Source organism: Variovorax sp. JS1663 (assembly GCF_002157355.1).
Lineage (GTDB): Bacteria > Pseudomonadota > Gammaproteobacteria > Burkholderiales > Burkholderiaceae_C > Variovorax.
The window spans coordinates 54,574-81,347 of sequence record NZ_LYMK01000013.1 but is presented as its reverse complement, the minus strand read 5'-3'; the positions used below and the strand labels follow the sequence as shown (position 1 = coordinate 81,347).

The 26,774-nt window shown below is 68.2% G+C and carries 18 protein-coding genes; 9 read left to right on the top strand and 9 right to left on the bottom strand.

The features are described 5' to 3' along the window. Position 1 precedes the first annotated feature (1 nt). On the bottom strand, positions 2-1,081 hold the full coding sequence (gene ydiK, locus A8M77_RS13240; protein ID WP_086921966.1) for an AI-2E family transporter YdiK: 1,080 nt from the start codon (positions 1,079-1,081) through the stop codon (positions 2-4). A gap of 151 nt (positions 1,082-1,232) precedes the next feature. Here ydiK and ku point away from each other — a divergent pair, with 151 nt between their 5' ends. From ku to ligD, 3 genes are read left to right on the top strand one after another with little or no spacing between them, the layout of a single operon-like run. After that, positions 1,233-2,141: a non-homologous end joining protein Ku gene (gene ku / locus A8M77_RS13235; protein ID WP_086921965.1), complete on the top strand. Its 909-nt coding sequence runs from the start codon at positions 1,233-1,235 to the stop codon at positions 2,139-2,141. Next, the gene (locus tag A8M77_RS37235) at positions 2,138-2,998 is read left to right on the top strand and encodes a tetratricopeptide repeat protein (RefSeq protein ID WP_086921964.1); all 861 of its coding nucleotides are present in this window, start codon (positions 2,138-2,140) and stop codon (positions 2,996-2,998) included. Before ku ends, A8M77_RS37235 begins: the two co-directional genes overlap by 4 nt. A 6-nt stretch (positions 2,999-3,004) precedes the next feature. Beyond that, positions 3,005-5,521 (top strand): DNA ligase D, encoded by a 2,517-nt coding sequence (gene ligD, locus A8M77_RS13225; RefSeq protein WP_086921963.1) that lies wholly within the window; start codon positions 3,005-3,007, stop codon positions 5,519-5,521. Between the two features lie 11 nt (positions 5,522-5,532). Here ligD and A8M77_RS13220 read toward each other — a convergent pair whose 3' ends face one another. From A8M77_RS13220 to A8M77_RS13210, 3 genes are all read right to left on the bottom strand, one after another. Next, a complete protein-coding gene (locus tag A8M77_RS13220) occupies positions 5,533-5,901 on the bottom strand; it encodes a hypothetical protein (RefSeq protein WP_086921962.1) in 369 nt (122 codons plus the stop codon). Between the two features lie 107 nt (positions 5,902-6,008). Further along, positions 6,009-7,067: a YeiH family protein gene (locus tag A8M77_RS13215; RefSeq protein ID WP_086921961.1), complete on the bottom strand. Its 1,059-nt coding sequence runs from the start codon at positions 7,065-7,067 to the stop codon at positions 6,009-6,011. Between the two features lie 123 nt (positions 7,068-7,190). Beyond that, complete coding sequence (locus A8M77_RS13210) at positions 7,191-8,153, bottom strand: LysR family transcriptional regulator (RefSeq protein ID WP_086922032.1); 963 nt, start codon at positions 8,151-8,153, stop codon at positions 7,191-7,193. 124 nt (positions 8,154-8,277) lie between these two features. On the opposite strand from A8M77_RS13210, the gene A8M77_RS13205 reads away from it, so the two are divergent. Together A8M77_RS13205 and A8M77_RS13200 are read left to right on the top strand one after the other, a co-directional pair. Next, a complete protein-coding gene (locus tag A8M77_RS13205) occupies positions 8,278-9,321 on the top strand; it encodes a tripartite tricarboxylate transporter substrate binding protein (protein WP_158100925.1) in 1,044 nt (347 codons plus the stop codon). A 41-nt stretch (positions 9,322-9,362) separates the two neighbouring features. Beyond that, positions 9,363-10,853 carry a M81 family metallopeptidase gene (locus tag A8M77_RS13200; RefSeq protein ID WP_086921959.1) on the top strand — a complete coding sequence of 497 codons (1,491 nt, stop codon included), beginning with the start codon at positions 9,363-9,365 and terminating at the stop codon, positions 10,851-10,853. Here the strand turns inward: A8M77_RS13200 and A8M77_RS13195 are convergent. Next, complete coding sequence (locus tag A8M77_RS13195) at positions 10,843-11,274, bottom strand: LysR substrate-binding domain-containing protein (protein ID WP_158100924.1); 432 nt, start codon at positions 11,272-11,274, stop codon at positions 10,843-10,845. The two genes, A8M77_RS13200 and A8M77_RS13195, sit on opposite strands and share 11 nt — an antisense overlap. A 344-nt stretch (positions 11,275-11,618) precedes the next feature. After that, positions 11,619-12,152: a hypothetical protein gene (locus tag A8M77_RS13190; protein ID WP_086921957.1), complete on the bottom strand. Its 534-nt coding sequence runs from the start codon at positions 12,150-12,152 to the stop codon at positions 11,619-11,621. 343 nt (positions 12,153-12,495) lie between these two features. On the opposite strand from A8M77_RS13190, the gene A8M77_RS13185 reads away from it, so the two are divergent. The 3 genes from A8M77_RS13185 to A8M77_RS13175 are packed head-to-tail and all read left to right on the top strand — an operon-like array spanning position 12,496 to position 18,426. Next, on the top strand, positions 12,496-13,710 hold the full coding sequence (locus tag A8M77_RS13185) for an efflux RND transporter periplasmic adaptor subunit (RefSeq protein ID WP_238136811.1): 1,215 nt from the start codon (positions 12,496-12,498) through the stop codon (positions 13,708-13,710). A 10-nt stretch (positions 13,711-13,720) separates the two neighbouring features. Beyond that, entirely contained in the window at positions 13,721-17,014 is a 3,294-nt protein-coding gene (locus A8M77_RS13180) for an efflux RND transporter permease subunit (RefSeq protein WP_086921955.1), read from the top strand. Further along, on the top strand, positions 17,011-18,426 hold the full coding sequence (locus A8M77_RS13175; RefSeq protein WP_086921954.1) for an efflux transporter outer membrane subunit: 1,416 nt from the start codon (positions 17,011-17,013) through the stop codon (positions 18,424-18,426). The genes A8M77_RS13180 and A8M77_RS13175 overlap by 4 nt, the downstream gene beginning before the upstream one ends. Here the strand turns inward: A8M77_RS13175 and nuoF are convergent. Further along, the gene (gene nuoF, locus A8M77_RS13170) at positions 18,401-19,726 is read right to left on the bottom strand and encodes an NADH-quinone oxidoreductase subunit NuoF (protein WP_086922031.1); all 1,326 of its coding nucleotides are present in this window, start codon (positions 19,724-19,726) and stop codon (positions 18,401-18,403) included. The two genes, A8M77_RS13175 and nuoF, sit on opposite strands and share 26 nt — an antisense overlap. A 32-nt stretch (positions 19,727-19,758) precedes the next feature. Then, the gene (locus A8M77_RS13165) at positions 19,759-20,133 is read right to left on the bottom strand and encodes a hypothetical protein (protein WP_086921953.1); all 375 of its coding nucleotides are present in this window, start codon (positions 20,131-20,133) and stop codon (positions 19,759-19,761) included. A gap of 398 nt (positions 20,134-20,531) precedes the next feature. Here A8M77_RS13165 and A8M77_RS13160 point away from each other — a divergent pair, with 398 nt between their 5' ends. Further along, positions 20,532-26,120, top strand: coding sequence for a trifunctional serine/threonine-protein kinase/ATP-binding protein/sensor histidine kinase (locus A8M77_RS13160; RefSeq protein ID WP_192871601.1), 5,589 nt, complete (start codon positions 20,532-20,534; stop codon positions 26,118-26,120). Here the strand turns inward: A8M77_RS13160 and A8M77_RS13155 are convergent. Further along, positions 26,104-26,715: an NAD(P)-dependent oxidoreductase gene (locus A8M77_RS13155; RefSeq protein ID WP_086921951.1), complete on the bottom strand. Its 612-nt coding sequence runs from the start codon at positions 26,713-26,715 to the stop codon at positions 26,104-26,106. The two genes, A8M77_RS13160 and A8M77_RS13155, sit on opposite strands and share 17 nt — an antisense overlap. Between the last annotated feature and the right edge of the window lie 59 nt (positions 26,716-26,774).

Genomic DNA, 26,774 nt, shown 5'->3' with positions numbered 1-26,774 from the left:
CTTACTGCTCGGCGGCCTCCGGCGCCGCCAGCGGCTCCGCATCGCGCAGCCACGCATCGACCAGCGTGTAAGACACCGCCAGCATCACCGGCCCCACGAAGATCCCCACCAGCCCGAAGCCCAGCAGCCCGCCGATCACGCCCGCGAAGATCAGCACCAGCGGCAGGTCGGCGCCGCGGCGGATCAGGATAGGGCGCAGGAAGTTGTCCATCGTGCCCACGATGATGGTCCACACCAGCAGGAAGACGCCCCAGCCGGTCGAGCCGCTCCAGAACACCCAGATCGTCGCCGGCGCCAGCACCAGCGTCGGCCCCACCTGCACGATGCACAGCATGAACATCACGGCCGTGAGCAGTGCTGCAAAGGGCACGCCCGCGATCGCCAGGCCGATGCCGCCCGTCACCGCCTGCACGAAGGCTGTCACGCCCACCCCCAGCGCCACGCCGCGGATCGCCTTGCCGGCCAGCACCACCGCGTCTTCCCCGCGCTGCCCCCCCAGCTTGAAGCCGAAGCGCTGCACCACTGCCGCGGCCGATTCGCCGCCCGCGTACATCATTGCCGCGATCACGACCGTCAGCAGGAACTGCAATGTCAGCGCCCCCAGCACGCCAGCCTGCGCGAACAGCCAGCTCGTGACCTGGCGCGCATAGGGCGTGAGCTTTTCCTCCAGCCCCGCCACGCCCGAGGCCATCAGATCGTTCCAGGCCGTGACGATGCGCGGCCCCGCGAAGGGCACGCGCGCCACCCAGTCGGGCAGCTTCGGCGGGCCCTGGCTGATCAGTGAGCGGACCCAGGCCACCACGTCTTCCGCGTTGGCCGCGATGGTGGAGATGGCCAGCGTCAGCGGCAGCACGAACAGCAGCAGCAGGATCAGCACCATCGCCAGCACCGCCAGCCAGCGGCGCCGCCACAGCCGGGCCTGGATCCAGAGAAAGGCCGGCCAGGTCGCCACCACCACCATCGCGGCCCAGATCGTCGCGCCCAGGAAGGGGCGCAGGATCCACAGCGAGGTGCCGAACAGCAGGACCAGGGTCAGTACGCCGAAAGTTGTCTTGGCGAGGTCGGAGCGGGGGAGGGACATGGGGCGCCGGGGCTGCGATGAATGCACGCAGTGTGCGCGAAGTGGCGCGGCGCGGGAAAGGCGCGATGTGTTGCGCCAAAGATTGTGTCCTATTCTCACATTCCTGAAAAACTGGCATGCTGGTCCTCCCGCGTTCGCCAGAGGACCCTCCATGGCTGCCCGTTCCATCGCCTCGCTGTCGCTCGGCTTCGGCCTGGTGTCGATCCCCGTGAAGCTCTACTCCGCCACGGAGAGTGCGTCGGCCGTGCGCTTCAACCTGCTGTCGAAGGACGGCTCGCGCGTGAAGCAGCAATACATCTCGGAGAAGGACCAGAGCGTCGTGCCGCGCACCGAGATGGTCAAGGGCTACGAGTTCGAGAAGGACCGCTACGTCATCTTCGCGCCCGAGGAGCTCAAGGCGCTGGAGGAGGGCGGCAGCCACCTGATCGACATCGTCTCCTTCATTCCCGAGAAGGCGGTGGACCCGATCTACTTCGACAAGACCTACTTCCTCGCCCCCGACAAGCGCGGCGGCAAGCCCTACAACCTGCTCAAGGCCGCCATGCAGGAAAGCGGCCGCTGTGCGCTGGCCCGCTGGGCCTGGAAGTCCAAGCAGTACGTGGTGCAGGTGCGCGCCAACGACGACGGCCTGGTGCTGCAGCAGCTGCTCTTCGCCGACGAGGTGCGCTCGCAGAAGGACCTGGACATCGAGCAGCTCCCGCCGCCTTCGGCCGCCGAGCTCAAGCTGGCACTGCAGCTCATCGACCAGATCTCGGCCGACGAGTACGACCCCACCCTGTTCGAGGACGAGGAGAAGAAGCGCATCCTCGCCGCCATCGATGCCAAGATCGCGGGCGAGGAGGTGGTTGCCGTCGAGCACCCGGAAGACGCCCCGGGCGCCCAGGTCATCGACCTCACCGAGATGCTGCGCGCCAGCCTCGGCCGCGCGGCCAAGCCCGCGGCGAAGCCAGGCGCCAGGCAGCCCGCCACCGCCGTCGAAAGCAAGGGCGCGAAGCGTGCGCCGCGGGCCGCCAAGGAGGCCGAGCCCGCCGCTCCGGTACGCGCGCGCATGAAGAAGTGACGAACAACGACGACGCCCCGCTCGAGCACACGCACCCCTACACCCTGCGCGGCGTCCGGCAGATGCTGGGCCTGACGCGCCATGCCGTCTCCAAGCTGATCGAACTCGGCTTCGTCGACCCCTTCCGCGGCCCCGGCCGCGCCTGGCGCTTTTCCTTTCGCGACGTGGTGCTGCTGCGCTCCGCGCACGACCTGCGCGTGGCGCGCATCCCGACCCGCCAGATCCTGCGCACCCTGCGCCGCCTGCGCGACACGCTGCCGCCCGAGGCGCCCGTCAACGGCCTGCGCATCACCGCGGTGGGCGACCGCATCATCGTGCGCGAGGAGCATGCCCAGTGGGAGCCCGACACGGGCCAGCTGGTGATGGACTTCAGCGTGGCCCCGGCCACCGGCTCCGTGAGCTTCATCGCCCAACGCCCGGTGGAGACGGCCGCATCGCCGGCCGACGACATCGACGAACTGTTCGAGGCCGCCGAAGACCTGGAGTCCTCGGACCCCATTGCCGCCGAGCAGGCCTACCGCCGCATCCTCGTGCAGGACCCGGCCCACGCCCATGCCTACCTGAACCTCGGCTTCATGCTGTGCGAGGCGGGCCGCAGCGGGGAGGCCGTGGCGCTGTACGACGAGGGCATCGAGCATTGCCCCGACGACCCCCTCATGCACTACAACCGCGCCGTGGCCCTGGAGGACATGGGCCGCGTCGCCGCCGCCCTCGCGGCCTACGAGCAGTGCCTGCGCCTGCAGCCCGACTTCGCCGATGCGCACCAGAACGCCGCGCTGCTCTACGCCCAGTCCGGCCAGAAGCAGTTGGCCATCCGCCACTTCAGCGCGTACCGGCGGCTGCAGCCGCGCAACTGAGGCGCCATGGCCCGCGCCGCCGACCCGCTTTCGAAGTACAAGGCCAAGCGCAACTTCGCGGTCACGCCCGAGCCCGCCGAGGGCGGCCGGCAGAACGAGCAGGCGCGCCAGTTCGTCGTGCAGAAGCACTGGGCCACCCGCCTGCACTACGACCTGCGGCTGGAGCTCGACGGCACCATGAAGAGCTGGGCCGTGCCCAAGGGCCCCAGCTACGACCGGCACGTGCGGCGCATGGCCGTCCACGTCGAGGACCATCCCATCTCGTACAACAGCTTCGAGGGCACCATCCCGCCGAAGCAGTACGGCGCCGGCAAGGTCCAGATCTGGGACAAGGGCACCTGGACGCCGGTCGGCGACCCGCACGAGGGCTATCGCAAGGGCGACCTCAAGTTCGAGCTGCACGGCTACAAGCTGCACGGCAGGTGGGTGCTGGTGCGCACCAAGGGCAGGGACGACAAGGGCAACGCCTGGCTGCTCATCAAGGAGCGCGATGCCTACGAGCGGCCCTCGGCCGAGTTCAGCGTGGTCGACGAGTTTCCCGACAGCGTGGCCGAGCTGCCCATGCCCGGGCCCGAAGCCGCGCCCGGCCCTGCCGCGGCGCCCGCCCGGAAGGCCACGCGCGGCGCGGCGCGCGGCATGCCCGAGGGCGCCGTCGAGGCCGAGCTGCCGCACAAGCTCGCGCCGCCGCTCGCCACCCTGGTCGACGCGCCTCCGGCCCAGCCGGGCGACTGGGTCTACGAGATCAAGTTCGACGGCTACCGTATGCTGGCGCGCATCGACGCCGAGGGCGTGCGCCTCATCACCCGCAACGGCCACGACTGGAGCAGCCGCATGCCGCACCTGGTCAAGGCGCTGGCGCGCATGAAGCTCAAGCCCGGCTGGCTCGACGGCGAGGTCGTCGTGCTCGGCGAGGGCGGCAAGACCGACTTCCAGGCCCTGCAGAACGCCTTCGAGAGCAGCCGGACGCAGGACATCGAGTACTTCCTCTTCGACCTGCCGTACTACGACGGCCACGACCTGCGCGCCGCGCCCCTGCTCGAGCGGCGAGAGCTGCTGCGCGCGCTGCTCGTCAAGGCACCCGCCGGCATCCGCCTCAGCGAGGCCTTCGACGCGTCGCCCCGGGACATGCTGGCATCGGCCTGCAGCATGGGCCTGGAAGGCATCATCGGCAAGCGCAAGGAAAGCAGCTATGCCTCGCGCCGCTCGCGCGACTGGATCAAGCTCAAGTGCAACCGGCGGCAGGAGTTCGTCATCGGCGGCTACACCGACCCCAAGGGCTCGCGCGTGGGCATCGGCGCGCTGCTGCTCGGCGTGCACGATGCGAACGGCGACCTGGTGTATGCGGGCAAGGTCGGCACCGGCTTCGACGAGCGCATGCTGCTCGACATGCAGAAGCGCCTGGAGAAGATCGGCATCGACAAGCGCCCCTTCAGGGACAGGACCGAGGACGAGCGGCATGCCCACTGGGTCAAGCCCCAACTGGTTGCCGAGGTCGCGTACTCGGAATGGACCGCCGGCGGACACATCCGTCACGGCGTCTTCCATGCCCTGCGCAACGACAAGCCGCCCAAGGCGATCGTGCGCGAGAAGGCCGTGCACCTCCCCGAGGCCGACGCCGCGCCGCCCGTCGCGCACACCCTGCCCGCCAAGCTCAAGATCACCAACCCCGAGCGCGTGATCGACCCGAAGAGCGGCGTCACCAAGATCGAGCTGGTGCGTTTCTACGGGCTGATCGCCCCGCTGATGATGGAGCACCTCCAGGGGCGCCCCATCTCTTTCGTGCGCGCACCCAATGGCGTCACCGGCGAGCTCTTCTTCCAGAAGCACCTGGAGAAGGGCGGCATGGAGGGCATCCGCCAGCTCGACCCCGCCATCTGGCCCGGCCACGAGCAGATGATCGAGGTCGCGACCCCCGAGGGCCTGGTGTCCGCCGCGCAGATGAACGTCATCGAGTTCCACACCTGGAACGCGGTGAAGACCGCCACCGCCAAGCCCGACCGCATGACCTTCGACCTCGACCCGGGCGAGGGCGTCCCATGGGCCGCGGTGCAGCAGGGCGCCGAGGTCGTGCGCGTCTTCCTGCGCGAGCTGGGGCTGGAGAGCTTCTGCAAGACCAGCGGCGGCAAGGGCCTGCACGTGGTGGTGCCGCTGCGCAAGCACTACGGCTGGGATCCGGTGAAGGATTTCTCCGAGGCCATCGTGCAGCACCTGGCGCGCACCCTGCCGAAGATGTTCGTGGCCAAGAGCGGCCCGCGCAACCGCGTGGGCCGGATCTTCATCGACTACCTGCGCAACGGCTTCGGCGCCACCACCATCTGCGCCTGGTCCGCGCGCGCGCGGGCCGGGATGGGCGTGTCGGTGCCGGTCGACTGGGTGGAGGTGCAGCACCTCACGAGCGGCGCGCAATGGACGGTGCAGAACATCCATGCGCGGCTGGACAAGGGCAACGAGCCCTGGAAGGGCTATGCGAAGGCGGCGCAGGGGCTCGCGACGGCGATGAAGGTGCTGGGATTCAAGGCCTGAGGCGCACGCGCCTACATGAGCCCCTTGCTCGACAGCGCCGCGGCCTGCAGTTCGGGCACCAGGGTCAGCAGCCGGCGCGTGAGCCAGTACAGGTGCGAGGGGTCGATCGGGTTCGGCTGGCGCAGGATCTTGATCAGGCGCTGCGGGCGGTCCCCGAAAGCCGGCGCGGCCAGCGGCTCGAGCATCGCCGCGAGATCGCTCCGTACCTGTTCATCGAGGAGATCGTGCTCGTCGAGGATGTGCCAGATGGCCTGCACGGTGCGCTCGCACAGTTGGGCATGCGATGGCGGCGCCGCGGCTTCGGCGTAGCTCGACGGGCCCTGCAACAGCACGCGCGTGCCGCGCGTCGCGTCGCGAACCGGGCTTCTTGTTGAAGGCATGAGGCGCTCCTTCGACTGTGCCCACGATACGCCGTGCCTTTGCCGGTGGCAACCGCCAGGCCACGCCGCCCCCGCTTCCGCGGCGGGTCCCGCAGGGAAGCGCCTGCTCAGGCGCGCATGCCCATCAGGCAAGCCAGGGCCAGCCCGGCCAGCCACAGCGTCTCGACCAGGATCAGCGCCACCGGCCGCCAGCCGGCCTTCGCGAGCTCCCGGAACGAGGTCTTCATGCCGAGCGCCGCGACGGCTACCACCAGCAGCACCTGCGAGGTCTCGGCGAGTCCCTGCGCCGCCGCAGCCGGCACCAGTCCCGCCGAATTGAGCGCCACCATGGCCACGAACAGCAGCAGGAACCAAGGCACCAGTGGCGTCTTGCCGGCAAGGCTTCCGTCGGCGCCCGGCTGCGCCGATGCGCGCGCACGCTTGTACGCCAGCGAAACCGCGAACACCACCACCGTCAGCAGCGCCACCCGGAACAGCTTGACGATGGTCGCCACGTCGCCGGCCTCCGGCCCGAGCGTGTAGCCGGCGCCGATCACCTGCGCCACGTCATGGATCGTGGCACCGATGAAGATGCCCGCGGCCTCTGCAGGCAAGCCCAGCGAGCGCGCCAGAAGCGGATAGAGCACCATCGCCACGGTCGACAGCAGCGTCACCGCCACCACCACCATCAGCGTGTGGCGCTCCGCGTTCTTCTCGCGCGGCAGCACCGCGGAGATGGCCAGTGCGGCCGATGCGCCGCAGATCGCCACGGCGCCACCGGCCAGCACGCCCTGCGCGGACGAGAAGCCCAGGCGGCGGCCGAGCGCGAGACCCACCGCGATCGTGGTGACCACGCCTGCGACGACGATCAAGGCCGTGCTCCATCCGAGCTGCATGATCTGCTGCGCCGTGATCCGCGCACCCAGCAGTCCGACCCCCAGGCGCAGGCAGGTCCGCGCGCAGAACTCGATGCCGGGGAGGCTGCGCGGCTCCTGGCTCAGGTGGTGCAGCGCGACACCGATCAGCAGCGCATAGAGGAACACGGGCCCGCCGTGGTGCGAAGCCGCCAGCGCTGCCGCGGCGGCGACCACGGCCGCCACCGCCGAGCCTGGGACCAGGAGGAGGGCGCGGTTCAGCGCCGGGTGCGTTGCGTTCGATCGCAGCGAAGAAGCCTTGGGATGGGTCATGCCACCGATGCTATGAAGATGTCGCTGACCGATCCAACGACTTATTCGTGGAAACTTGATCGAAAAATACGGTCAAGCCAAAGCCAAAGCCAAAGCCAAAGCCAAAGCACGCACCGCGAAGATTCAGCGCGGCGACACCGATGTGCCGCGGCGCGGCCGTTGCGCCGCCGGGCGGGCGCTGAACACCGAGAAGTTCCCCCGTATCTCGTCCAGCAGTCGGGTGGCCGCAACCGAAAGGGGGCGGCCATGGCGAACCACCAGCCCCACCTTGGCCTTGCGGCACAGCGGGTGCGACAGGTCGAGCGTCACCAACCGGCCTGCCTCCACTTCCGCTGCCGCCGCCAGCCCCGCGCCGACGAAGGTCACGCCGTCGGTCGCGCCGACGAATCGCTTGAGCGCCGCGACCGAGTTGCTGCGCAGGCTGGGATGCAGCTTCACATGCTCCGCATACTCCAGCAGCTCCACGAGTTTGCCGACCCCGTAGGCCGGCGGCATCAGGGCCAAGGGGAAGTCCAGGAGCTGCCGGATCTGCAGCGGGCCGTTCACCGCCGTCAGTGGGTGCCCTGCCCGCACCAGCACCTTGGCCGGCGCCGCCGCGCTGGCGACGAATTCGAGCTGCCGGTCGGGCTGCGGGTTGTAGGCCACGCCGATGTGCGCGCGGTCGTTCACGACCTCGCCGATGAGCTCGTCCGCGGGCAAGGCCTCGACGATGACCGAGAGCTTCGGGTGTGCGGCGCAGAAGGTGGCGACCACCTCGTCCATCAGCCCATCGATGTAGCCCTCGCTGGCGACCAGTCTCACCGTGCCCGCCTCCATCGATTCGATGGCGCGCAGGCGCTCGGCGAGCTGCTCCTGCTGTGCCTGGCAGCCGCGCCAGTACGCGAGCAGATGCGCGGCCGCGTCGGTCGGCACCACGCCGCGTGCCTGCCGCTCGAACAGCATCAGCCCCAGCTCCTGCTCCAGCAGCGCCACCTGCCGCGTGATGACGGACGGCGCCGTGTTCAGCGCGTCCGCCGCGCCGCGGATCGAGCGGTGCTCCAGCACTTCGCGGAAATACCGAAGCCTTTTCTGGTTGACGTCGCGCATCGCATGGTTCTCCTGGCCGTTGCCCAAGAAGCAACGAAATCTGCAAAAGATTGCTGTTGCTCGAACGGATGCTACGCCAAACAATCCGCCGCAGATTCAACAAGGAGACGAGATGCGACACCTGATGAAAGCGACCTTCGCCCGTGGTGCCAAGGCCCTGGCCCGTGCGCTGAACCCGCGGGTTGTCCGCATGCTCGCGGCGGCCGGCGTCGTCGCGCTCGGCGCGACGGGGCAGGCGGCCCTGGCGGCCGAGACCTTCCCGTCGAAGCCGATCGCCATGCTGGTGGCCTTTCCGCCGGGCGGCCCCGCGGACGTGCTGGCGCGCGCCATGCAGATCGCGATGGAGAAGCGCCTCGGCCAGCCCTTCATCGTCGAGAACCTGCCCGGCGCCGGCGGCGCGGTGGCGGTGCAGCGCCTGCTGAGCCGGCCGGCCGACGGCTACACGCTGATCATGGGCTCGCCCAACGAGGCCATCCTCACGCCCCTGTCCAATGCCGCCGCGAAGTACAAGCCCGAAGACCTCGCGCTGCTGGCGCCGATCTCGAACCATCCGCTGGTGGTGATGGCGCGCAACGAGCTCCCGTTCACCTCGCTGGAGCAGCTCATCGCGGAGAGCAGCAAGCCCGGCCATCCGGGCCTGAGCTTCGGCAGCCCCGGCCACGGATCGATGTACCACATCGTCTCCGAGTACATGGCGCAGACCACCGGCGCCAAGCTGCTCCACGTGCCCTACAAGGGGGCCACGCCGATGATGCAGGACCTGGTCGGCGAGCGGGTCGACCTCACCATCCTGCCGAACCTCGGCGCCTCCACGCAGCTGCTCGAGAGCCGCAAGATCAAGGCGCTCAACGTGCTCGACACGCAGCGCATGTCCAACCTCCCGGGCGTGCCGGCCATTGCCGAATCGCGCATCGCGCAGAAGAACGAGCTGGTGCATTCGATCTGGCTGGCCGTCATGGCCAGGGACGGCATTCCCGCGGACCGCCTGCGGGTGCTGCTGGAGGCCTCGCAGGAGGCGATCCGCTCGCCGCAGATGGCGAACGCCCTGCAGCCCTCCGGCGTGCAGGCCCTGAAGCCCCAGTCGCTGGCCGATTCGACAAAGTTCTACGCGACCGAGACCCAGAAATTCAGGAAGATGGTGCAGGCGATCAAGCTGACGCCGCAGTGAACCGACCTCGCCGCCGACCCCATCACCCCAAGGAACAAGCCATGAACATCCTGGTTGCCGGCTTCCAGCACGAGACCAACACCTTCGCGCCCACCGTGGCCAGCTATGAGAGCTTCGTGCGCGGCGAGGACTTCCCGGCCATGGTGCGCGGCGACGCGCTGTACGACCTCCTGAACGTCAACCTGCCGGCCAGCGGCTTCATCCGCTGCGTGCGCGAACACGGGCACACCGTCACCCCCGTCATCTGGGCCGGCGCCGGCGCCTCCGCCCACGTCACCACCGATGCCTACGAGCGCATCGCCGGCGAGATCGTTGCCGCGGTCAAGCGCGGCGGCTTCGACGCCATCTACCTCGACCTGCACGGCGCCATGGTCGCGCAGCACCTGGATGACGGCGAAGGCGAGCTGCTGGCGCGGATCCGCGCCGTGGTCGGGCCGCGCATGAAGATCGTGGTGTCGCTGGACCTGCATGCCAATGTCACGGCGCAGATGCTCGCGCTGGCAGACGGCCTGGTGGCCTACCGCACCTACCCGCATGTCGACATGGCCGACACCGGCCGCCGGGCCGGCGAACTGCTGCTGGCGCTGCACGGCGATGCGCGCCCCGTGCACTGCGTGGCACGGCGCCTGCCCTTCCTGATCCCCGTCAACAGCATGTCGACCATGATGCAGCCCGCGGGCGGCATGTACGAGCTGCTGGAGGCGCTGGAGCCGGAGGGCGTGCTGTCGCTGTCCTTCGCGCCGGGCTTCCCGGCGGCCGACTTTCCCGAGTGCGGCCCGGTGATCTGGGGCCATGGCTTCGACCGCGCCGCGGTCGAGAAGGCCGTCGATGCCCTGCTGGCCCGTGCCTGCGCGCTGGAGGGCGACTGGGCTGTGCAGTTCGACGAGCCGGACGCGGCGGTTCGGCAGGCCATGCGTATCGCCGAGGGGGCGGAACGCCCGGTGATCATCGCGGACACCCAGGACAACCCCGGCGTCGGCGGCGATGGCAACACCACCGGCATGCTGCGCGCGCTCCTCGCGGCCGGCGCGCAGGGCGCCGCCATCGGCATCCTCTGCGACCCTGCCGCGGCAGCGGCCGCGCACCGGGCCGGCGTGGGCAGCCGCATCGAGATCGGCCTCGGGGGCTGTCCCCAGGTCCCGGGCGACGAGCCGCTCCGGGCGAGCTACGAGGTGGAGTCGCTCTCCGACGGCCGCTTCGTCTACGGCGGCCCGATGATGAACGGCAAGGCGGCCGACATGGGCCCGATGGCGCGCCTGCGCATCGACGGCGTCCGCATCGCGGTGAGCTCGGCCAAGGCCCAGCTGCTGGACAGGAACATGTACCGCGCGGTCGGCATCGAGCCCGAGGCCATGAAGATCCTGGTGAACAAGAGCTCGGTCCACTTCCGCGCGGACTTCGCCGCCATCGCCGAAAAAATCCTGGTGGCCCGGGCGCCCGGGCCCTTCATCGCCGATCCGGCGCAGCTGCCCTGGAAGCGCCTGAGGCCGGGGCTGAGAACGAAGCCCAACGGCCCGCCGTTCACGCCGTGAGACGGCCGGCGCCGCTCGGCGCCGCATCGTCGCGAAGCGCAAGGGCGGAGCGCTCTTCCAGCTGTGCGGCCATCGCCGTCATCGCGAAGTCGATGAAGGCCCTCACCGCGCGCGGCATCTGCCGGCGGCTCGCGTAGACGAGGTAGGGGCCGATGCCCTCCACGCCGTGCCCCGGCAGCACCTCGGTCAGTTCGCCGGTCCGGATGTGCTGCGCTGCCAGGGGAACAGGCAATAGCGCGACACCCAGGTGGGCCAGCGCGGCCTCGAGCTGGGCTTTCACCGTGTTGGCGCGAAGCGGCCCGCCACATGGACCTCGGCCGTGCCCTGCGGCCCGTCGATCCGCCGCGCAGCGCGCATAGAAGGTCTCGCCCGCATCGGTGAGCGACAGGCGCCGGGTCGAGCGAATCGAGATCCATCTCATCCGCGAGCCCTTCGACATGGGCGCGGCCCCCACCGCGAGCCTGCCGCGCTACTCGGAGCCGGCGCTGGTGGGCCCAGGCCGTCGAGCGCGCCTTGGCGCAGGGCTTCAGGCACATCAAGCTGCACGAGATCCGCCTGGATGCCGTCCGCGCGGCGCGGGGGGCGTGCGGCGATCCGGTCTGACTCGCGCTGGACACCAACTGCCCGTGGAGCGTGTCGCAATCGCCTGGGGGTGGAGCCGGACAGTAGCGTGATCGGGCGGTATCGGTTGGGGGGCCGTCGTCGTCGGCCGCTGATCTCGGAGCTCGCGCGGGCAGGCATGGGGCCGGGCACGGCGTGTGCCGTTCAGGGTCCCAGTGACGGGATCGCCTTGTTCACGCCGCGCGCCGCCGTGGCGCGCGCTTCTGCGCGAACGGCCTGACGATCGACCGTACCGATCGATGTGCTGGCCACGCCCGCACCGGCGCTGTCGCCGAATGGGTTGCCCACGCGCGCGGCGGCCAGTGCTTGCGCGCGCACCTCGGACTTTTCGATCTGGCCGCCTGCCGCCGGCGCTACACCCGCGCTGGCCCCCTCGCGGAAAGCATCAGGCAGATGAGAGGCTGCAAGTGCCTGGGCGTGCACGTCGGCACGATTCGCACCCGATTGGAACTGCAGCACGCCGTGGTAGTGCTCGGCGCGGGCGTTCACCGCCCACAGGAGGCAGAGAGAAGCGACAGGGATCATGATTCGAGAGAGCCTCATGCCGAGGTCTTCGCAGAAGGGCTTGGCGTACTCGGCGCTTGATGCGGCGATGGTGGCGACGTCGAGCTTCGCGTCGATACGCTGCAGTTGGGGCGCAGCAGGTGCGGTTTCTCCGGGTTCGCGGATGGCGCTCATGGGTGGCTCCTGGGTTGTGGGTGCCTTGGACAGCGTGGCACGCTCGGTGCCAATCACAGCAGAGGACTCGCGTCGCAGCAATTGCACGGTAGTACGACCGCGCAGTACGACCTTGGCTGAAGCGGAGCGCGGAGCAGCTTGGCGGTGAGGCTGGCCTGGTCTCTCCGCGTTCCAGCATGGGAGGCATGCGACCGGCCTCGCCGTGCGTTCCGGAGCCGAGGCGCACTCGGCTCCCGCGGCGTCGACTTCTGCTTCACCCCTCGGATCGACTTCCGAGTCAACCTCTGGCCGATGTCGTTCGCCATTTGCCGGTCGAAGATGGCCCTTTCCACAGGAGCATGCCATGACCCCTTGGTCATTTCTTCGCCGGCATCCGATGAACGCAGTTCTGGCCTTGCTGTGCGCTGCCTGCTTTTGCGCGGGCTGCCGCCAGGAGGCGCCGCCGAAGGCGGGCGCTCCACCCCAGGTTTCGGTAGCGCCTGCCTTCCAGGGTGTCGTGCAGGAGTTCGATGAGTTCACGGCGCGCCTGGAGGCGCCGGACACTGTCGAACTGCGCGCGCGGGTGGCAGGTTCTCTGCAGGCGGTGCACTTTCGTGAAGGCCAGCTCGTCAAGAAGGGCGAGCTTCTGTTCACCATCGACCCGCGCCCGTTCGCCGCCGAGGTGGCGCGCCTCGAGGCGCAGCTGGTGACCGCGCGCACCCAGGCCGAGCTGAGCAGGAGCGAGCTGGCGCGCGCGGAGCGGCTGGTAGCGATCCAGGGCGTGAGCCAGCAGGAGGTCGATCAGTTGCGCGCCGCGGCGCGCAACGCGCAGTCCGGCATCCAGGCCGCCGAGGCGGCGCTGACCCAGGCCCGGCTGAACCTCGAATTCACCCGCATCACGGCACCGGTGTCGGGCCGCACCTCGCGTGCCAACATCACGCCGGGCAACCTGGTCAGCGTGGGCGATCCGGTGCTCACGACGCTGGTGTCGAGCGACAAGGTGTATGCCTACTTCGACGCCAGCGAGGCGACCTACCTCAAGTACGTGAAAGCGGCACGCGACGGGACCCGGCCGTCGGGTCGCGACGAGCCCAACCCGATGATGATGGGGCTTGCCAACGAGGAGGGCTTCCCGCACCGAGGACACCTGGACTTCGTCGACAACCGGCTGAACCCGGCCACGGCATCGATGCGTGGGCGCGCCGTGTTCGACAACCGTCAAGGGCAGTTCACGCCGGGTCTGTTCGCGCGGGTCAAGCTGATCGGCAGCGGCAGCTATCAGGCCACGCTGGTGGCCGAGCGCGCCATCACGACGGACCAGACGCGCAAGATGGTGCTCGTCGTCGGTCCGGACAACATCGTGCAGGCGCGCGAGGTCAAGACCGGCGCGCTGATCGAGGGCATGCGCGTGGTCGAGGGCGTCAAGCCCGGTGAGCGGGTGGTCGTGGATGGGCTGCTGCGCGCCTTTCCCGGCGCGCCGGTGACGCCGCAGGTGCTCGCCGTCGACGACAAGGGCATGCCCTTGCCCGCGCGTGCTCCCGTGACGCGAGGCGCCGGCTCCGCCGTGGCGCAGAAGTGAGGCGCACATAATGGACATTTCACGCTTCTTCATCGAGCGCCCGCGCTTCGCAGCGGTGCTGTCGATCTTCATCTTCCTGGTCGGCCTGCTGTCGATCTTCCAGCTGCCGATCTCGGAATACCCGGACGTGACGCCGCCGCAGATCGTCGTGCGCGCCCAGTTCCCCGGTGCCAACCCGCGCGTCGTCTCGGAGACCGTCGCCACGCCGCTGGAGGAGCAGATCAACGGCGTGGACGACATGCTGTACTACGAAAGCCAGGCCACGGCCGACGGCTCCCTGACCCTGACGGTGACTTTCCGCATCGGCACCAGCCCCGAGCAGGCCGAGACCGCGGTGCAGAACCGCATCAATCGGGCCCTGCCCCGGCTGCCCGAGATCGTGCGCCAGATCGGCGTGATCACCGAGAAGCAATCGCCCAACCTGACCATGGTGGTGCACATGGTCAGCCCGGGCAACACGCACGACACGCTCTACCTGCGCAACTACGCCCACCAGCAGGTGCGCGACGAGCTGCTGCGCATTCCTGGCATGGGCTCGGTGAGCTTTTTCGGCGGCGGCGACTATGCCATGCGCATCTGGCTGGACCCGCAGAAGCTCGCCGGCAGCAACCTGACGGCAGGCGACGTGGTTGCGGCCATTCGCGAGCAGAACGTCCAGGTGGCGGCCGGCGTCGTCGGCGCGCCGCCTTCGCCCAGGGGCACGGATTTCCAGCTCGCGGTCAACACCCGCGGTCGTCTGGTGCGCGAAGAGGAGTTCGCCGACATCATCGTGCGTACCGAACCCGCGACCGGCGCCCTGATCCGTATCCGGGACGTGGGACGCGTCGAGATCAACTCCAACACCTACGCGATCGGCAGCCTGATCGACAACAAGGAGGCGGCGGCCATCGGGATCTTCCAGGCCCCCGGCTCCAACGCGCTGGAGATCTCCGAGCAGGTGCGAGCCACCATGGAGCGGCTCAAGGCCGGCTTTCCACAGGGCGTCGACTACGCCATCGTCTACGACCCGACGCGCTTCGTCCAGACCTCCATCGACAAGGTCGTCCACACGCTGATCGAGGCGGTGCTGCTGGTGGTGCTGGTGGTGATCGTGTTCCTGCAGACCTGGCGCGCCTCGATCATTCCGCTTCTGGCCGTGCCGGTATCGATCGTCGGCACCTTCGCCGTGCTGCTGCCGCTGGGCTATTCGATCAACACGCTCACGCTGTTCGGACTCGTCCTGGCCATCGGCATCGTGGTCGACGACGCGATCGTGGTGGTGGAGAACGTCGAGCGCAACCTGGAAGACGGCCTGACGCCGCACGACGCCGCAGTCCGGGCCATGAAGGAGGTCAGCGGCCCCATCGTCGCCATCGCCCTGGTGCTGTGCGCGGTGTTCATTCCGCTCACTCTCGTGCCGGGTCTGTCGGGACAGTTCTACAAGCAGTTCGCGGCGACGATCGCGATCTCGACCGTGATCTCGGCCATCAACTCGCTCACCCTGTCTCCGGCGCTCGCGGCCATCCTGCTGCGCCCCCATGACGCGCCCAAGGACCCCGTCATGCGCGTCATGGACAAGCTGTTCGGCCGCTTCTTCCGCTGGTTCAACCTGTTCTTTCACCACAGAAGCGAGGACTACAGCCGCGGCGTCACCGGCTTGCTCAAGCGCAAGTCGATGGCCCTGGCCGTTTACCTGCTGCTGCTGCTCGCGACCGCCGTGCTGCTCGCGCGGATCCCGGGTGGCTTCGTCCCGGCGCCCGACAAGCAGTACCTCATCGGCATCGCGCAACTGCCGGCCGGCGCCACGCGCGAGCGGACCGATGCGGTCCTTCGGGACATGACCGACATCGCACTCAAGGTGCCCGGCATCGTCGGTGCGACGAGCTACCCGGGGCTGTCGATCGCAGGCTTTTCTGCGGCGCCCAACGAAGGGCTAGTGTTCTACCTGCTGGCACCTTTCGAGGAGCGCCGGTCGCGGGACCTGTCGAAGGACGCCATCCTGGCGCGCGTCAATGCCGAGATCGAGAGCATCCAGGGCGCGCGCATGTTCGTCGTGCCGCCGCCGGCAGTCGACGGCCTGGGGAATGCCGGCGGCTTCAAGCTGCAGGTGCAAGACCGCGGCGGCCAGGGCGAGCAGACGCTTTTCAACGCGGTGCGCGATACGCTGGGACCCATCTACGCCGACGCGGCTTCCAGCATCGGAACGCCGTATTCCAACTACGACATCAATGTGCCGCAGCTCTTCGCGAACGTCGATCGCACCAAGGCGAAGCAGATGGGCGTCGCGCTGCAGGACATCTACGACACGCTGCAGATCAACCTCGGTTCGCTCTACGTCAACGACTTCAACCGCTTCGGCAAGACCTACCAGGTGATCGTCCAGGCCGACACCCCCTACCGGACGCAGGCGCAGAGCATCCTCGACCTGAAGACCCGCAACGGCCGCGGCGAGATGGTGCCGCTGGGCGCGCTGATGCAGGTCGAGCCCACCTTCGGCCCGACGCGCGTAACGCGCTACAACGGCTTCCCGTCGGCCGACATCAATGGCGCAGCCAAGCCGGGCTTTTCCAGCGGGCAGGCCGAGGGGGAGATCGAGGGCCTGCTGAAGAACCTGCCGCGCGGCATGACTTACGAGTGGACGGAGCTTTCCTACCAGGACCGGCTGACGCGGGACGTCACGGTGCCGGGTCTCGGCATCCAGGTGCCGACGCTCACCGTCGTGCTGCTGCTTTCGGTGATCCTGGTCGTGCTGGTGCTCGCGGCCCAGTACGAGAGCTGGAGCCTGCCGTTGTCGATCGTGCTGATCGTGCCGATGTCCATCCTGTCGGCGCTCTTCGGCGTGTGGCTGTCGCATCTGCCGCCCTTCGGCCAGGTGGGCGACCTGAACCTTTTCACCCAGGTGGCCCTGGTGGTGCTGGTGGGCCTGGCCTGCAAGAACGCGATCCTCATCGTCGAGTTCGCGAAGGAACTCGAAGAGCGCGGCAAGCCGATCGTCGAGGCGGTGATCGAGGCGTGCCGGCTGCGCCTGCGGCCGATCCTGATGACCTCGATCGCCTTTTGCGCCGGCGTGATCCCGCTGATCCTGGGCAGCGGCGCGGGCAGCGAGATGCGCCGCGCCATGGGGGTCGCGGTCTTCTCCGGCATGGTCGGGGTGACCTTGTTCGGCATCTTCCTCACGCCGCTGTTCTACGTGCTGCTGCGCAAGAGCACCGAGAAGCAGCGTGCCGAGGCGGCGGACCTGCGCCACCAGATCGATGCAGCGGCGCATCCCTTCCATCCGGGCGTGGACGACGCCACGCCGGAGCAGACGGGGGGTGCGAGATGAAAGCCCTGGCCACGCTGGCGGCAGTTTCATTCCTGGCTGCCTGCTCCAATGCGCCCCGCTACAAGCTCTATGAGCCGCCGCCGGCTGCGAGCTTTGCCAACCAGCCGGACGATACAGCGCAGGTCGAGCCCGCGGCGGAATTCTGGCGCGGCTTCCGGGACCCGCAGCTCGACGCCCTGGTTGCGCGCGCCCTCCAGGCCAACGCGGACCTCCGCATCGCCAGCGCGAACCTGCGCGAGGCGCGTGCGCTGGCGAATTTTGCCGATGCGCAACTGCTTCCCTCCGTCGATGTGGCAGCTGGCGCGGGGCGCGTGCGGGCCGCGGACGCCGCGGGGAACCCTCGAACGCATCACACCTACTCCTTCGGCTTCGACGTGAACTGGGAAGTCGACCTGTTCGGCCGCCTCGGCGACGCGAGCCGTGCGGCCGGAGCGGAGATGCTGGCGACCGAGGCGGGACTGCAGTTCGTTCATCTGAGCGTGAGCGCCGAGGTGGCGCGCACGTATTTCGAGCTGCGCGGGTTGCAGGAGCAGTTGCGGGTGGCCTACGCGTCGCTGGAAACCCAGCGAGCGGTGCTGGCGCTGGTGGGGGCCCGGCAGGAAGCCGGGCGCGGCACGGCTTTCGACGCCGAGCGCGCGCGCGCCCTGGTGCAAAGCACCGCGGCCAGCGTGCCGGCGCTGGAAGCGGCCGTGCTCCGCGCACGCTATCGCCTGAGTCGGCTGTGCGGCGAGCCACCTTCGGCCCTCGACGCCGAACTGAGCGCGCCCAAGCCCTTGCCCGGACTCAAGAGCGTGGCCCTCGGCGGCATCGGCTCGCCCGCGAGCCTGCTGCGCCGCCGGCCCGACATCCTGGCGGCCGAGCAGCAGGCTGCCGCCGCGGCGGCGCGTGTCGGCGTGGCGCGCGGGGAGCTGTTTCCGCGCATCACCCTCGGCGGCACGATCGGGCAGAACGCAATGACCCTCGGCAGGCTCGGTGACGGTGCCTCCTATGCCTACAGCCTGGGCGCGCGGATGGTCTGGAACCTGCTGGACTTCGGCCGCATCCGCGCCCAGATCGCCGCGGCCGATGCGCGTGGCGACGCCGCGATGCTGGTCTACGAGCGCACCGTGCTCACCGCCCTCGAGGAGACCGAAGGCTCGCTGGCGACCTACACCCGGAGCCAGCGCCAGGCTGAGCACCTCTATGACGCCGCGCGCGCCGCGGAGAACGCCGCGCTGATCGCACGCGAGCGCTTCACCGTGGGTGTGAGCGATTTCCTGTCGGTGCTCGATGCCGAGCGGGAGATGCTGTCCGCGCGCGACCGGCTTGCCCAGGCTCAAACGGGAGCCGCCACCTCGCTCGTGGGGGTCTACAAGGCGCTTGGGGGTGGCTGGTTGCCACGGCCCACTAACGTGGGGGATCGCGCGGAATGAGTTCCTCGAACTCGTCCCGGAAGTGCTTGATCATGGCGCGGACGGGCACCGCGGCGGAATCCCCCAGCGCGCAGATCGTGCGGCCCTGGATGCCGTCGGCAACAGAGTTGAGAAGGCTCACGTCGGAAGGCTTGCCTCTGCCGCCGTGAATCCGGTCCACCACGCGCCAGAGCCAGCCCGAACCCTCGCGGCAGGGCGTGCATTGCCCGCAGGATTCGTGCATGTAGAAATAGGAGAGGCGCTTCAGCGACTCGACCATGTTCCGGCTGTCATCGATCACGATCACCGCGGCGGAGCCGAGCATGGAGCCGGCCTTGGCCAGCGCGTCGAAATCCATGGTCAGTTCCAGCATGGCGGCGGCGGGAAGCACCGGCGACGATGCACCGCCGGGGATCACGGCCTTGAGGCGGCGGCCCTTGCGAACCCCGCCTGCGAGTTCCAGAAGCTTCGGGAACGGCGTGCCCAGCGGGATCTCGTAGTTGCCGGGCAACTCGACGTCGCCGCTGACCGAGAAGATCTTCGAGCCGCCGTTGTTGGGCTTGCCGGCTTCCAGGTAGGCCCTCGCGCCGTTGCGGATGATCCATGGCACGGCGGCGAAAGTCTCGGTGTTGTTGATCGTCGTCGGCCTGCCGTAGAGGCCGAAGCTCGCCGGAAACGGAGGCTTGAAACGAGGATTGCCCCGCTTGCCCTCGAGCGACTCGAGCAACGCCGTCTCCTCGCCGCAGATGTATGCGCCGAAACCGTGCGTCGCGTGAAGCTGAAAGCTGAAATCGCTGCCGAGGATTCGATGGCCGAGATAGCCGGCGGTGCGTGCTTCATCGAGTGCTGACTCGAAGCGTTCGTAGGCCTCGAAGATCTCGCCGTGGATGTAGTTGTAGCCGGCAGTGGCGCCCATGACGTACGCGGCGATGATCATTCCCTCGATCACGATATGCGGGTTGTAGAGCAGGATGTCGCGGTCCTTGCACGTGCCCGGCTCGCCCTCATCCGAGTTGCACACCAGGTACTTCTGGCCGGGAAACTGGCGCGGCATGAAGCTCCACTTCAGGCCGGTCGGAAACCCCGCGCCGCCACGGCCGCGAAGGGCCGAGGCCTTGACTTCGGCGATCACCTGCTCCGGGGTCAGTCCCTCGCTCAGGATCTTGCGCAATGCCTTGTAGCCGTCGCGTGCTTCGTAGCCGGAAAGGCGCCAGTTGGCGCCGTTCAGTCCCGCGAAGATCTGCGGCGCGATGTGGCGATCGTGGAAGCAGGTCTGAACGCCCGAAGCCTTGAACTGCGCGAGCACTTGCTCAGGTGACATGGTGGCACTCCCTGCGGCCTCGAAGCCCGGCATCAGCCATGGATGAGGTAGCGATCGACCCTCGCGGCCTCGTAGACCGCTCGCTGATCCACGTCGATCGCATCCACCGGCGCAGCGTCGTCGAGCCAGGGGTTGCAACGGGCAAACCAGAGGGCGATCTCCCAGTCGCTCAGCGCGGGTGCCAGTTCTCCGAGCACGGCCACCACGGGCTGGCGTGGCGTCAGCGTGTGCGGATCGAACTGGAACAGCGGCAGCATCGAGCGCGATTGCCAGTGGAAGCACAGGACGTCCCGGTCGACGATCCAGCGCGCGAGCACCGAGATCGGCTGGTCCGTGTGCCTGCGCAGAAGTGCGGTGACCTCGTCGGATCCGGCGATGCCTCCGCTGGCACGGAAGGCCTGGTCCATCTCTCGGAATTCGCTTTCCTGCGGTGTCACGGGCAGCGTGGGTGTTGTGCCGCGATGGGGCGGTGAACGCAGGGGCGCGACGATCGGGCCGTGTTGCGGATGCGATGAGAAATGGCGCATGGCAGTTCCAGTGATGCACCGCGTGAGCGCTGGGTGAAGCGAGCAGGATCGACGCGGCCGCTGACTGAATATCGCCAGATCCTGTGCACTTGGCTATCACACGATGGTGTCGATCAGCCCGCGATTCCGGCGCAGCGTTGCTGCTGAGCCCATTGGCTATCATTGCGCGAACACGCGCGGGAAGCCGGACTGAAGCCCAGGCCTGGCGGGCCACGCCGACAGGGCGCCGCGTTCTTCGCGTGCATGCTCCGTGATGGTCGATGTCGGAGGCTCCGGGGATGGATCTGTCAGATTACTCACTCTCGACAATTCATCAAGACGGCGGCTTCGTGCTGTGCCGAGGGTGTGCGGTGGCCGGGCGGATGCCGCATCCGCCGTCGGTCCTTGCACTGATGCCCGCTTCGGAGCGTCCCGGACCCGATCGCATCCGGATGCTGGAACATGAGTTCGCCTTCCGATCGGAGCTCGAATCGACGTGGGCCATTCGGCCCCTGGCGCTGGGGCAAGTCGAAGGCCGGATTGCCCTGATTCTGGAGGACCCGCCCGGCGAGCCCCTGGGCAGACACCTGGAAGCGTTGCCGGCACGGCATGCCCTCGATGGCCAACCGCCCGCCGAACCGGCCATGGCGCTCGGAACGTTCCTGAGGCTCGCCATCGGCCTCGCCGCCGCCCTCAGCGAAGTGCACAGCCGGGGCATCGTCCACAAGAACGTCAAGCCGGCGAACGTCTTCGTCAACACCGTGACGCACCAGGTCTGGCTGACCGGCTTCGGGATCGCCTCGCGTCTGCAGCGCGAACGGCAGGCGCCGGGGCCCCCGGAGATGCTCGCCGGCACGCTTGCCTACATCGCGCCCGAGCAGACCGGGCGGATGAACCGTTCCATCGATGCCCGCTGCGACCTCTATGCACTCGGTGTGACGCTCTACGAGATGCTCACCGGCGCGCTGCCATTCGCTGCAGCCGACCCGATGGAGTGGGTGCACTGCCACATCGCCCGGCAGGCCATGTCACCCCGCGAGCGGATACAGAGCGTCCCTGCGGCGGTGTCCGCGATCGTCATGAAGCTGCTCGCGAAGACGGCCGAGGAGCGGTATCAGACGGCAGCAGGCCTGGAACGTGATCTGCGGCGCTGCCTCGGGCATTGGGAGAATCAAGGACGCGTCGACGACTTCGCGCTCGGCGAACACGATACGCCCGACCGACTGCTGATCCCGGAGCAGTTGTATGGACGGGCAGAAGAAATCCAGGCGCTTCTCGCCGCGTTTGACCGCATCGTCCGAGACGGGGCGCCGGAACTGGTGCTGGTTTCCGGCTACGCCGGGATCGGCAAGTCCACCTTCGTGAACGAGTTGCACAAGGTCCTGGTCCCGCCGCGCGGCCTCTTCGCCGCGGGCAAGTTCGACCAGTACAAACGGGACATTCCGTATGCGACGTTGGCGCAGACCTTCCAGAGCCTGGTTCGTGCGTTGCTGACGGAAGGCGACGTCGAGCTTGCCCACTGGCGAGAGGCGCTTCGTGAGGCGCTCGGCCCGAACGGCTTGCTCATGCTTGATCTCGTGCCCGAACTGAAGCTGGTCATCGGCGAGCAATCGCCGGTGCCGGAACTGCCGCCGCAGGATGCGCAACGCCGCTTTCAGCTGGTGTTCCGGCGTTTGCTGGGCGTGTTCGCTCGGCCGGAGCACCCGCTGGTCGTCTTCCTCGACGACTTGCAGTGGCTCGATGCGGCCACCCTCGATCTGCTCGAAGACCTGCTGACCCAGCCCGAGGTGCGCCACCTGCTGTTGATCGGTGCTTACCGGAACAACGAAGTCGCCGCCGGCCACCCGCTCCTGCGCACGCTCGAGCGGATCCGGGCTTCCGGCGCACCGGTGCAGAACATCGCGCTCGGACCGCTTGCGCAAGAGCACGTGAGTCAGCTCGTCGCGGATTCGCTCTGCTGCGGCCACGCGCGCGCCGCCCCGCTGGCCGCACTGGTCCATGACAGAACAGCCGGCAACCCCTTCTTCGTCATTCAGTTCCTGACGGCGCTGGTCGAGGAGGAGTTGCTCGCGTTCGACCACAGCGCATCGCGCTGGGTGTGGGACCTCGCACGCATACACGCGAGGAAATACACGGACAACGTGGTCGACCTCCTGATCGGCAAGCTGAGCCGGCTGCCGACCGAGGCTCAGAAGGCATTGCAGCAGCTCGCGCACATCGGCAGCCGGGCGGACTTCACGCTTCTCGACGTGGTCTACGGAGATGCGGCGCACGATCTGCATGGCCACCTGGAGGAAGCGCTGCAGGCGGGCCTTGTCCTGGCCGCGCGGGATTCGTACTTCTTCCTCCACGACCGTGTTCAGGAGGCGGCCTATTCCCTGACGCCGGCGGATCGGCGGGCGGAAGCTCACCTCAGGATCGGCATGTCGATCGCGTCATGCACGCCTGCGGAGAAGCTCGAGGAAGCGGTCTTCGAGATCGTCAGCCAGCTCAACCGCGGGCTGCACCTGCTTGCGTCCGCCGCCGAGCGCGAGCGTGTCGCGGAGCTGAACCTCCTCGCGGGCAGGCGTGCGAAGGCTTCGACCGCGTACGCCTCGGCGCTCAAGTACCTCCACGCCGGGCGCGGCTTGCTGGCCGACGACGCCTGGAACCACAGCCACGATCTCGTCTTCTCGCTCGAATGTCTTCTGGCCGAGTGCGAGATGCTGACCGCCGATTCGACCGCTGCAGAGACCCGGCTGTCACTGTTGGCGGCGCGGGCCAGGAGCGGTCATGAGGCCGCGCTCGTCACGTGCATGCGCTTGACGCTCTACACCGTGCTGGACCGCAGTGACCGCGCCGTGGACGTATTTCTCGGCTACTGGAGGGGCCGCGGCACGGACTGGTCCCCGCATCCTGCCGAAGAGGACGTGCTGCGGGAGTATCGGAAGATCTGGTCCTTGCTCGGAGAGCGACAGATCGAGGACCTCGTCGACTTGCCCCTGATGACGGACCCGGATGCGCTCGATGTCCTGGATGTCCTCGCTGCCGCCGTGGACCCTGCGGCATACACCGACGTCGGATTGTTTGCGCTCGTGATGTGCCGGATGGTCGCACTGAGCCTGGAGCACGGCAACAGCGACGGATCGTGTTTCGGCTACCTGTACTTCGGCGTCCTCGCCGGGCACCACTTCGGGGACTATCGGCGCGGGTTCCGGTTCGGCAAGCTTGGCTACGATCTGGTGGAACAGCGTGATCTGCGTCGCTATCAGGCACGCACCCAGATGTCCTTCGGGTCCAACGTCGTACTCTGGAAGAAGCACGTCAAGACAGCGCGAGATCAATTGCGTCGTTCTTTCGGCGATGCGAACAGGGCCGGCGACCTCGCTTATGCCGCCTACTGCTGCAATGTCCTGAACACCAATCTGCTCGCGGCGGGGGATGCCCTGAGCGAAGTGCAGCGCGAGGCAGAGGCCGGCCTCGAATTCGCAACCAACATCCACTTCGGCTTCGTCATGGACAAGATCACCGCGCAGCTCGGATTCATCCGGACGCTTCGTGGATTGACGAAGAAATTCGGCGCCTTCGACGACGAAGGCTTCGACGAACAGCGCTTCGAGCTTCATCTCGCCAGCGAGCCGACCTTGGCGCTGCCGGAATGCTGGTACTGGATCCGAAAGCTCCAGGCCCGCTTTTTCGCGGGAGACTATCAGGCGGCGATGGCGGCCTCGCTGAATGCGCAGCGCCTGCTCTGGACGTCGGTCGGCTTTTTCGAAGTGGCAGAGTACGACTACTACACCGCGCTTTCACGAGCCGCATCGGTCGACTCGTCGATCGGCGAGTCCGGCCGCCGGCATGTCGAGGCGCTGGCGATTCATCAGAGGCAGCACGCGGTCTGGGCGCAGCACTGTCCGGAGAACTTCGAGAACCGCAAACTGCTGGTCGATGCGGAGATCGCACGAATCGAAGGCCGGGTGCTCGATGCCGAGCGCCTCTACGAAGACGCGATCAAGTCGGCACGGGAGAATGGCTTCGTCCACAACGAAGCGATCGCCAACGAGACGGCGTCCCGCTTCTACGCCGCACGCGGCTTCGCGACGATCGCGGATGCGTATCTGCGCAGTGCCCGTGACGCGTATCTTCGCTGGGGCGCCGAGGGGAAGGTGAGGGACCTCGACCGTCGCTTCCCCCGCTTGAGCCCCGAAGCGGCATCTGCCCCGACCGGCACGATCACCGCGTCGGTCGAACAGCTCGACCTTGCGACGGTGATCACGCTGTCGCAAGCATTGTCGGGCGAGATGGTTCTCGAGAAACTGCTCGACGCGCTGATGCGCAGTGCCATCGAGCATGCGGGTGCCGAGCGCGGGGTGTTGATCCTTCCGCGCGGCGCCGAGCAGCGGATCGCCGCGGAGGCCGCGATAGCGAACAATGCGCTCGTCGTGCACCTGCGCGATGAGCCGGTCACCGGCGCCCGGCTGCCCCTGACGGTCCTCCACTACGTCCTGCGCAGCCGCGATGCCGTGATCCTCGACGACGCGGCGATCCAGAGTCCGTTCTCTGCCGATCCGTACTTCGACGGGCAGCGCGTGCGCTCTGTGCTCTGCCTGCCGCTCACCCATCAGGCCAAGACCATCGGGGCGCTCTACCTCGAGAACACCCTCGCGCCACGTGTGTTCGTGCCCGCTCGTGCCGCCGTGTTGAAGCTGATCGCCTGCCAGGCGGCGACATCGATCGAGAATGCGCGCCTGTACCGCGACCGCAAGCAGGCCGAGGAAGGACTGAGGCGAGCCTACGACAGCTTCGCCGATGCGCAGCGGCTGAGCCGGACGGGCAACTTCACCGCGGATCTCGCTGAGGACGAGTACACCTGGTCAGCCGAGCTCTACCGCATCTTCGAGATCGATCCCGCCACCACGATCAGGGCGAAGACGATTCGCGACCGCGTTCACCCTGACGACCTGCCTGCGTTCGATACGGGCTTCGCGAAATCCCTGGGCGGGGCGAACTTCGATCTGGCGTTCCGGATCTTCACCCCGGGGGGCGCCATGAAGCATGTCCACGCGATCGGCCATCTGACCGAGCTGGTCGCCGATCGACCGCAGTTCATCGGCGCCATCCAGGACGTGACGGAGCGCAAGCTGGCCGAAGATGCGTTGAACCGGGCTCGCTCCGATCTTGCCCACGTGGCACGGGTCACGACCTTGAGCACACTGACTGCCTCGATCGCCCATGAGGTCAACCAGCCCCTGACAGGGATCATTACCAACGCCAGCACCTGCCTGAGAATGCTGGACGCCGACCCGCCAGGTGTCGAGACAGCGCGCGAGACCGTGCGGCGGATCATTCGCGACGGCAACCGCGCCGCCGACGTGGTCGCACGGCTGCGTGCGCTGTTCAGCAAGAAGGAGTTCGCTCCGGAGACGCTGGACCTGAACGACGCGACTCGCGAGGTCATCGCGTTGACCTTGAGTGACCTGCAGGCGAATCGGGTGATCGTCCAGTCGGAGCTGGCCGAAGACCTCCCGCAGGTCCTCGGCGACCGGGTCCAGCTCCAGCAGGTCGTCCTCAACCTGCTGCGCAATGCCTGCGACGCGATGGTCGGCGTCAACGACCGGCCGCGCCGGCTGCTCGTCAGAACCGAGCGACAAGGCGGCGACCGTGTTCGCGTGCTGGTGCAGGACACCGGCGTAGGCGTCGATCGCGACAACCTGGAGAAGCTCTTCGAGCCCTTCCACTCGACGAAGAGCGGCGGCATGGGCATCGGGTTGTCCATCAGCCGCTCGATCGTCGAGAGGCATCAGGGGCGACTCTGGGCAGAGTCCAATGCGGGGCCCGGAGCGACGTTTGCGTTTTCGATTCCGTGCGCGCCACAGGGTGCAGCGCCGACAGGGGTCAGTAGCCCACCGTGAAGCGCTCGCGGCGATGACGCGGCGACTCGACCTCGTCCAGCAACGCGATCGCGTAGTCCTCCTGGGAGATGCGGCTCTCGCCGTTGGCATCGGTCAATAGCTCCTCGCTGCCGACGCGGTAGCGCCCGGTTCGTTCGCCGGGCTCGAAGAGGGCCGACGGCGACAGGAAGGTCCAGTCGATGTCCCGCTGCGCACGCAGGGCCTTCAGCTTTTCCGCTCCGGCGCGTGCCTCCCCCTTCACCTCCTCGGGGAAGGGCGGCGCGTCCAGCCACAGGCCACCCGAGGCGGTTCTGAGGGAACCTGCGCCGCCGACCATCACCAGCCGAGGGACATGCGCCCGTCTGAGTGCCTCCAGGAGGTCTTCGAGGTCGAATCCCTGAAAGCGCACCGCGCTCACGACGACGTCGTGTCCGGCGAGAAGTTCAGCCAGCGCGCCCGGCTGCGCGACGTCGCCCGCTGCGACGCGAAGGTCGTCGCGGGAGGCGATCTTGTCCGCGTGACGTGCGATGCCGGTGACCTGATGGCCACGCGCGAGTGCTTCGCTGACGATCCGGGATCCCGCGCTGCCTGAGGCACCGATGATGGCGATGTTCACAAGTCGACCTCCATGGGGTGGGCACGCGAATCAAGTTTACTCACCGGAGACGACATATC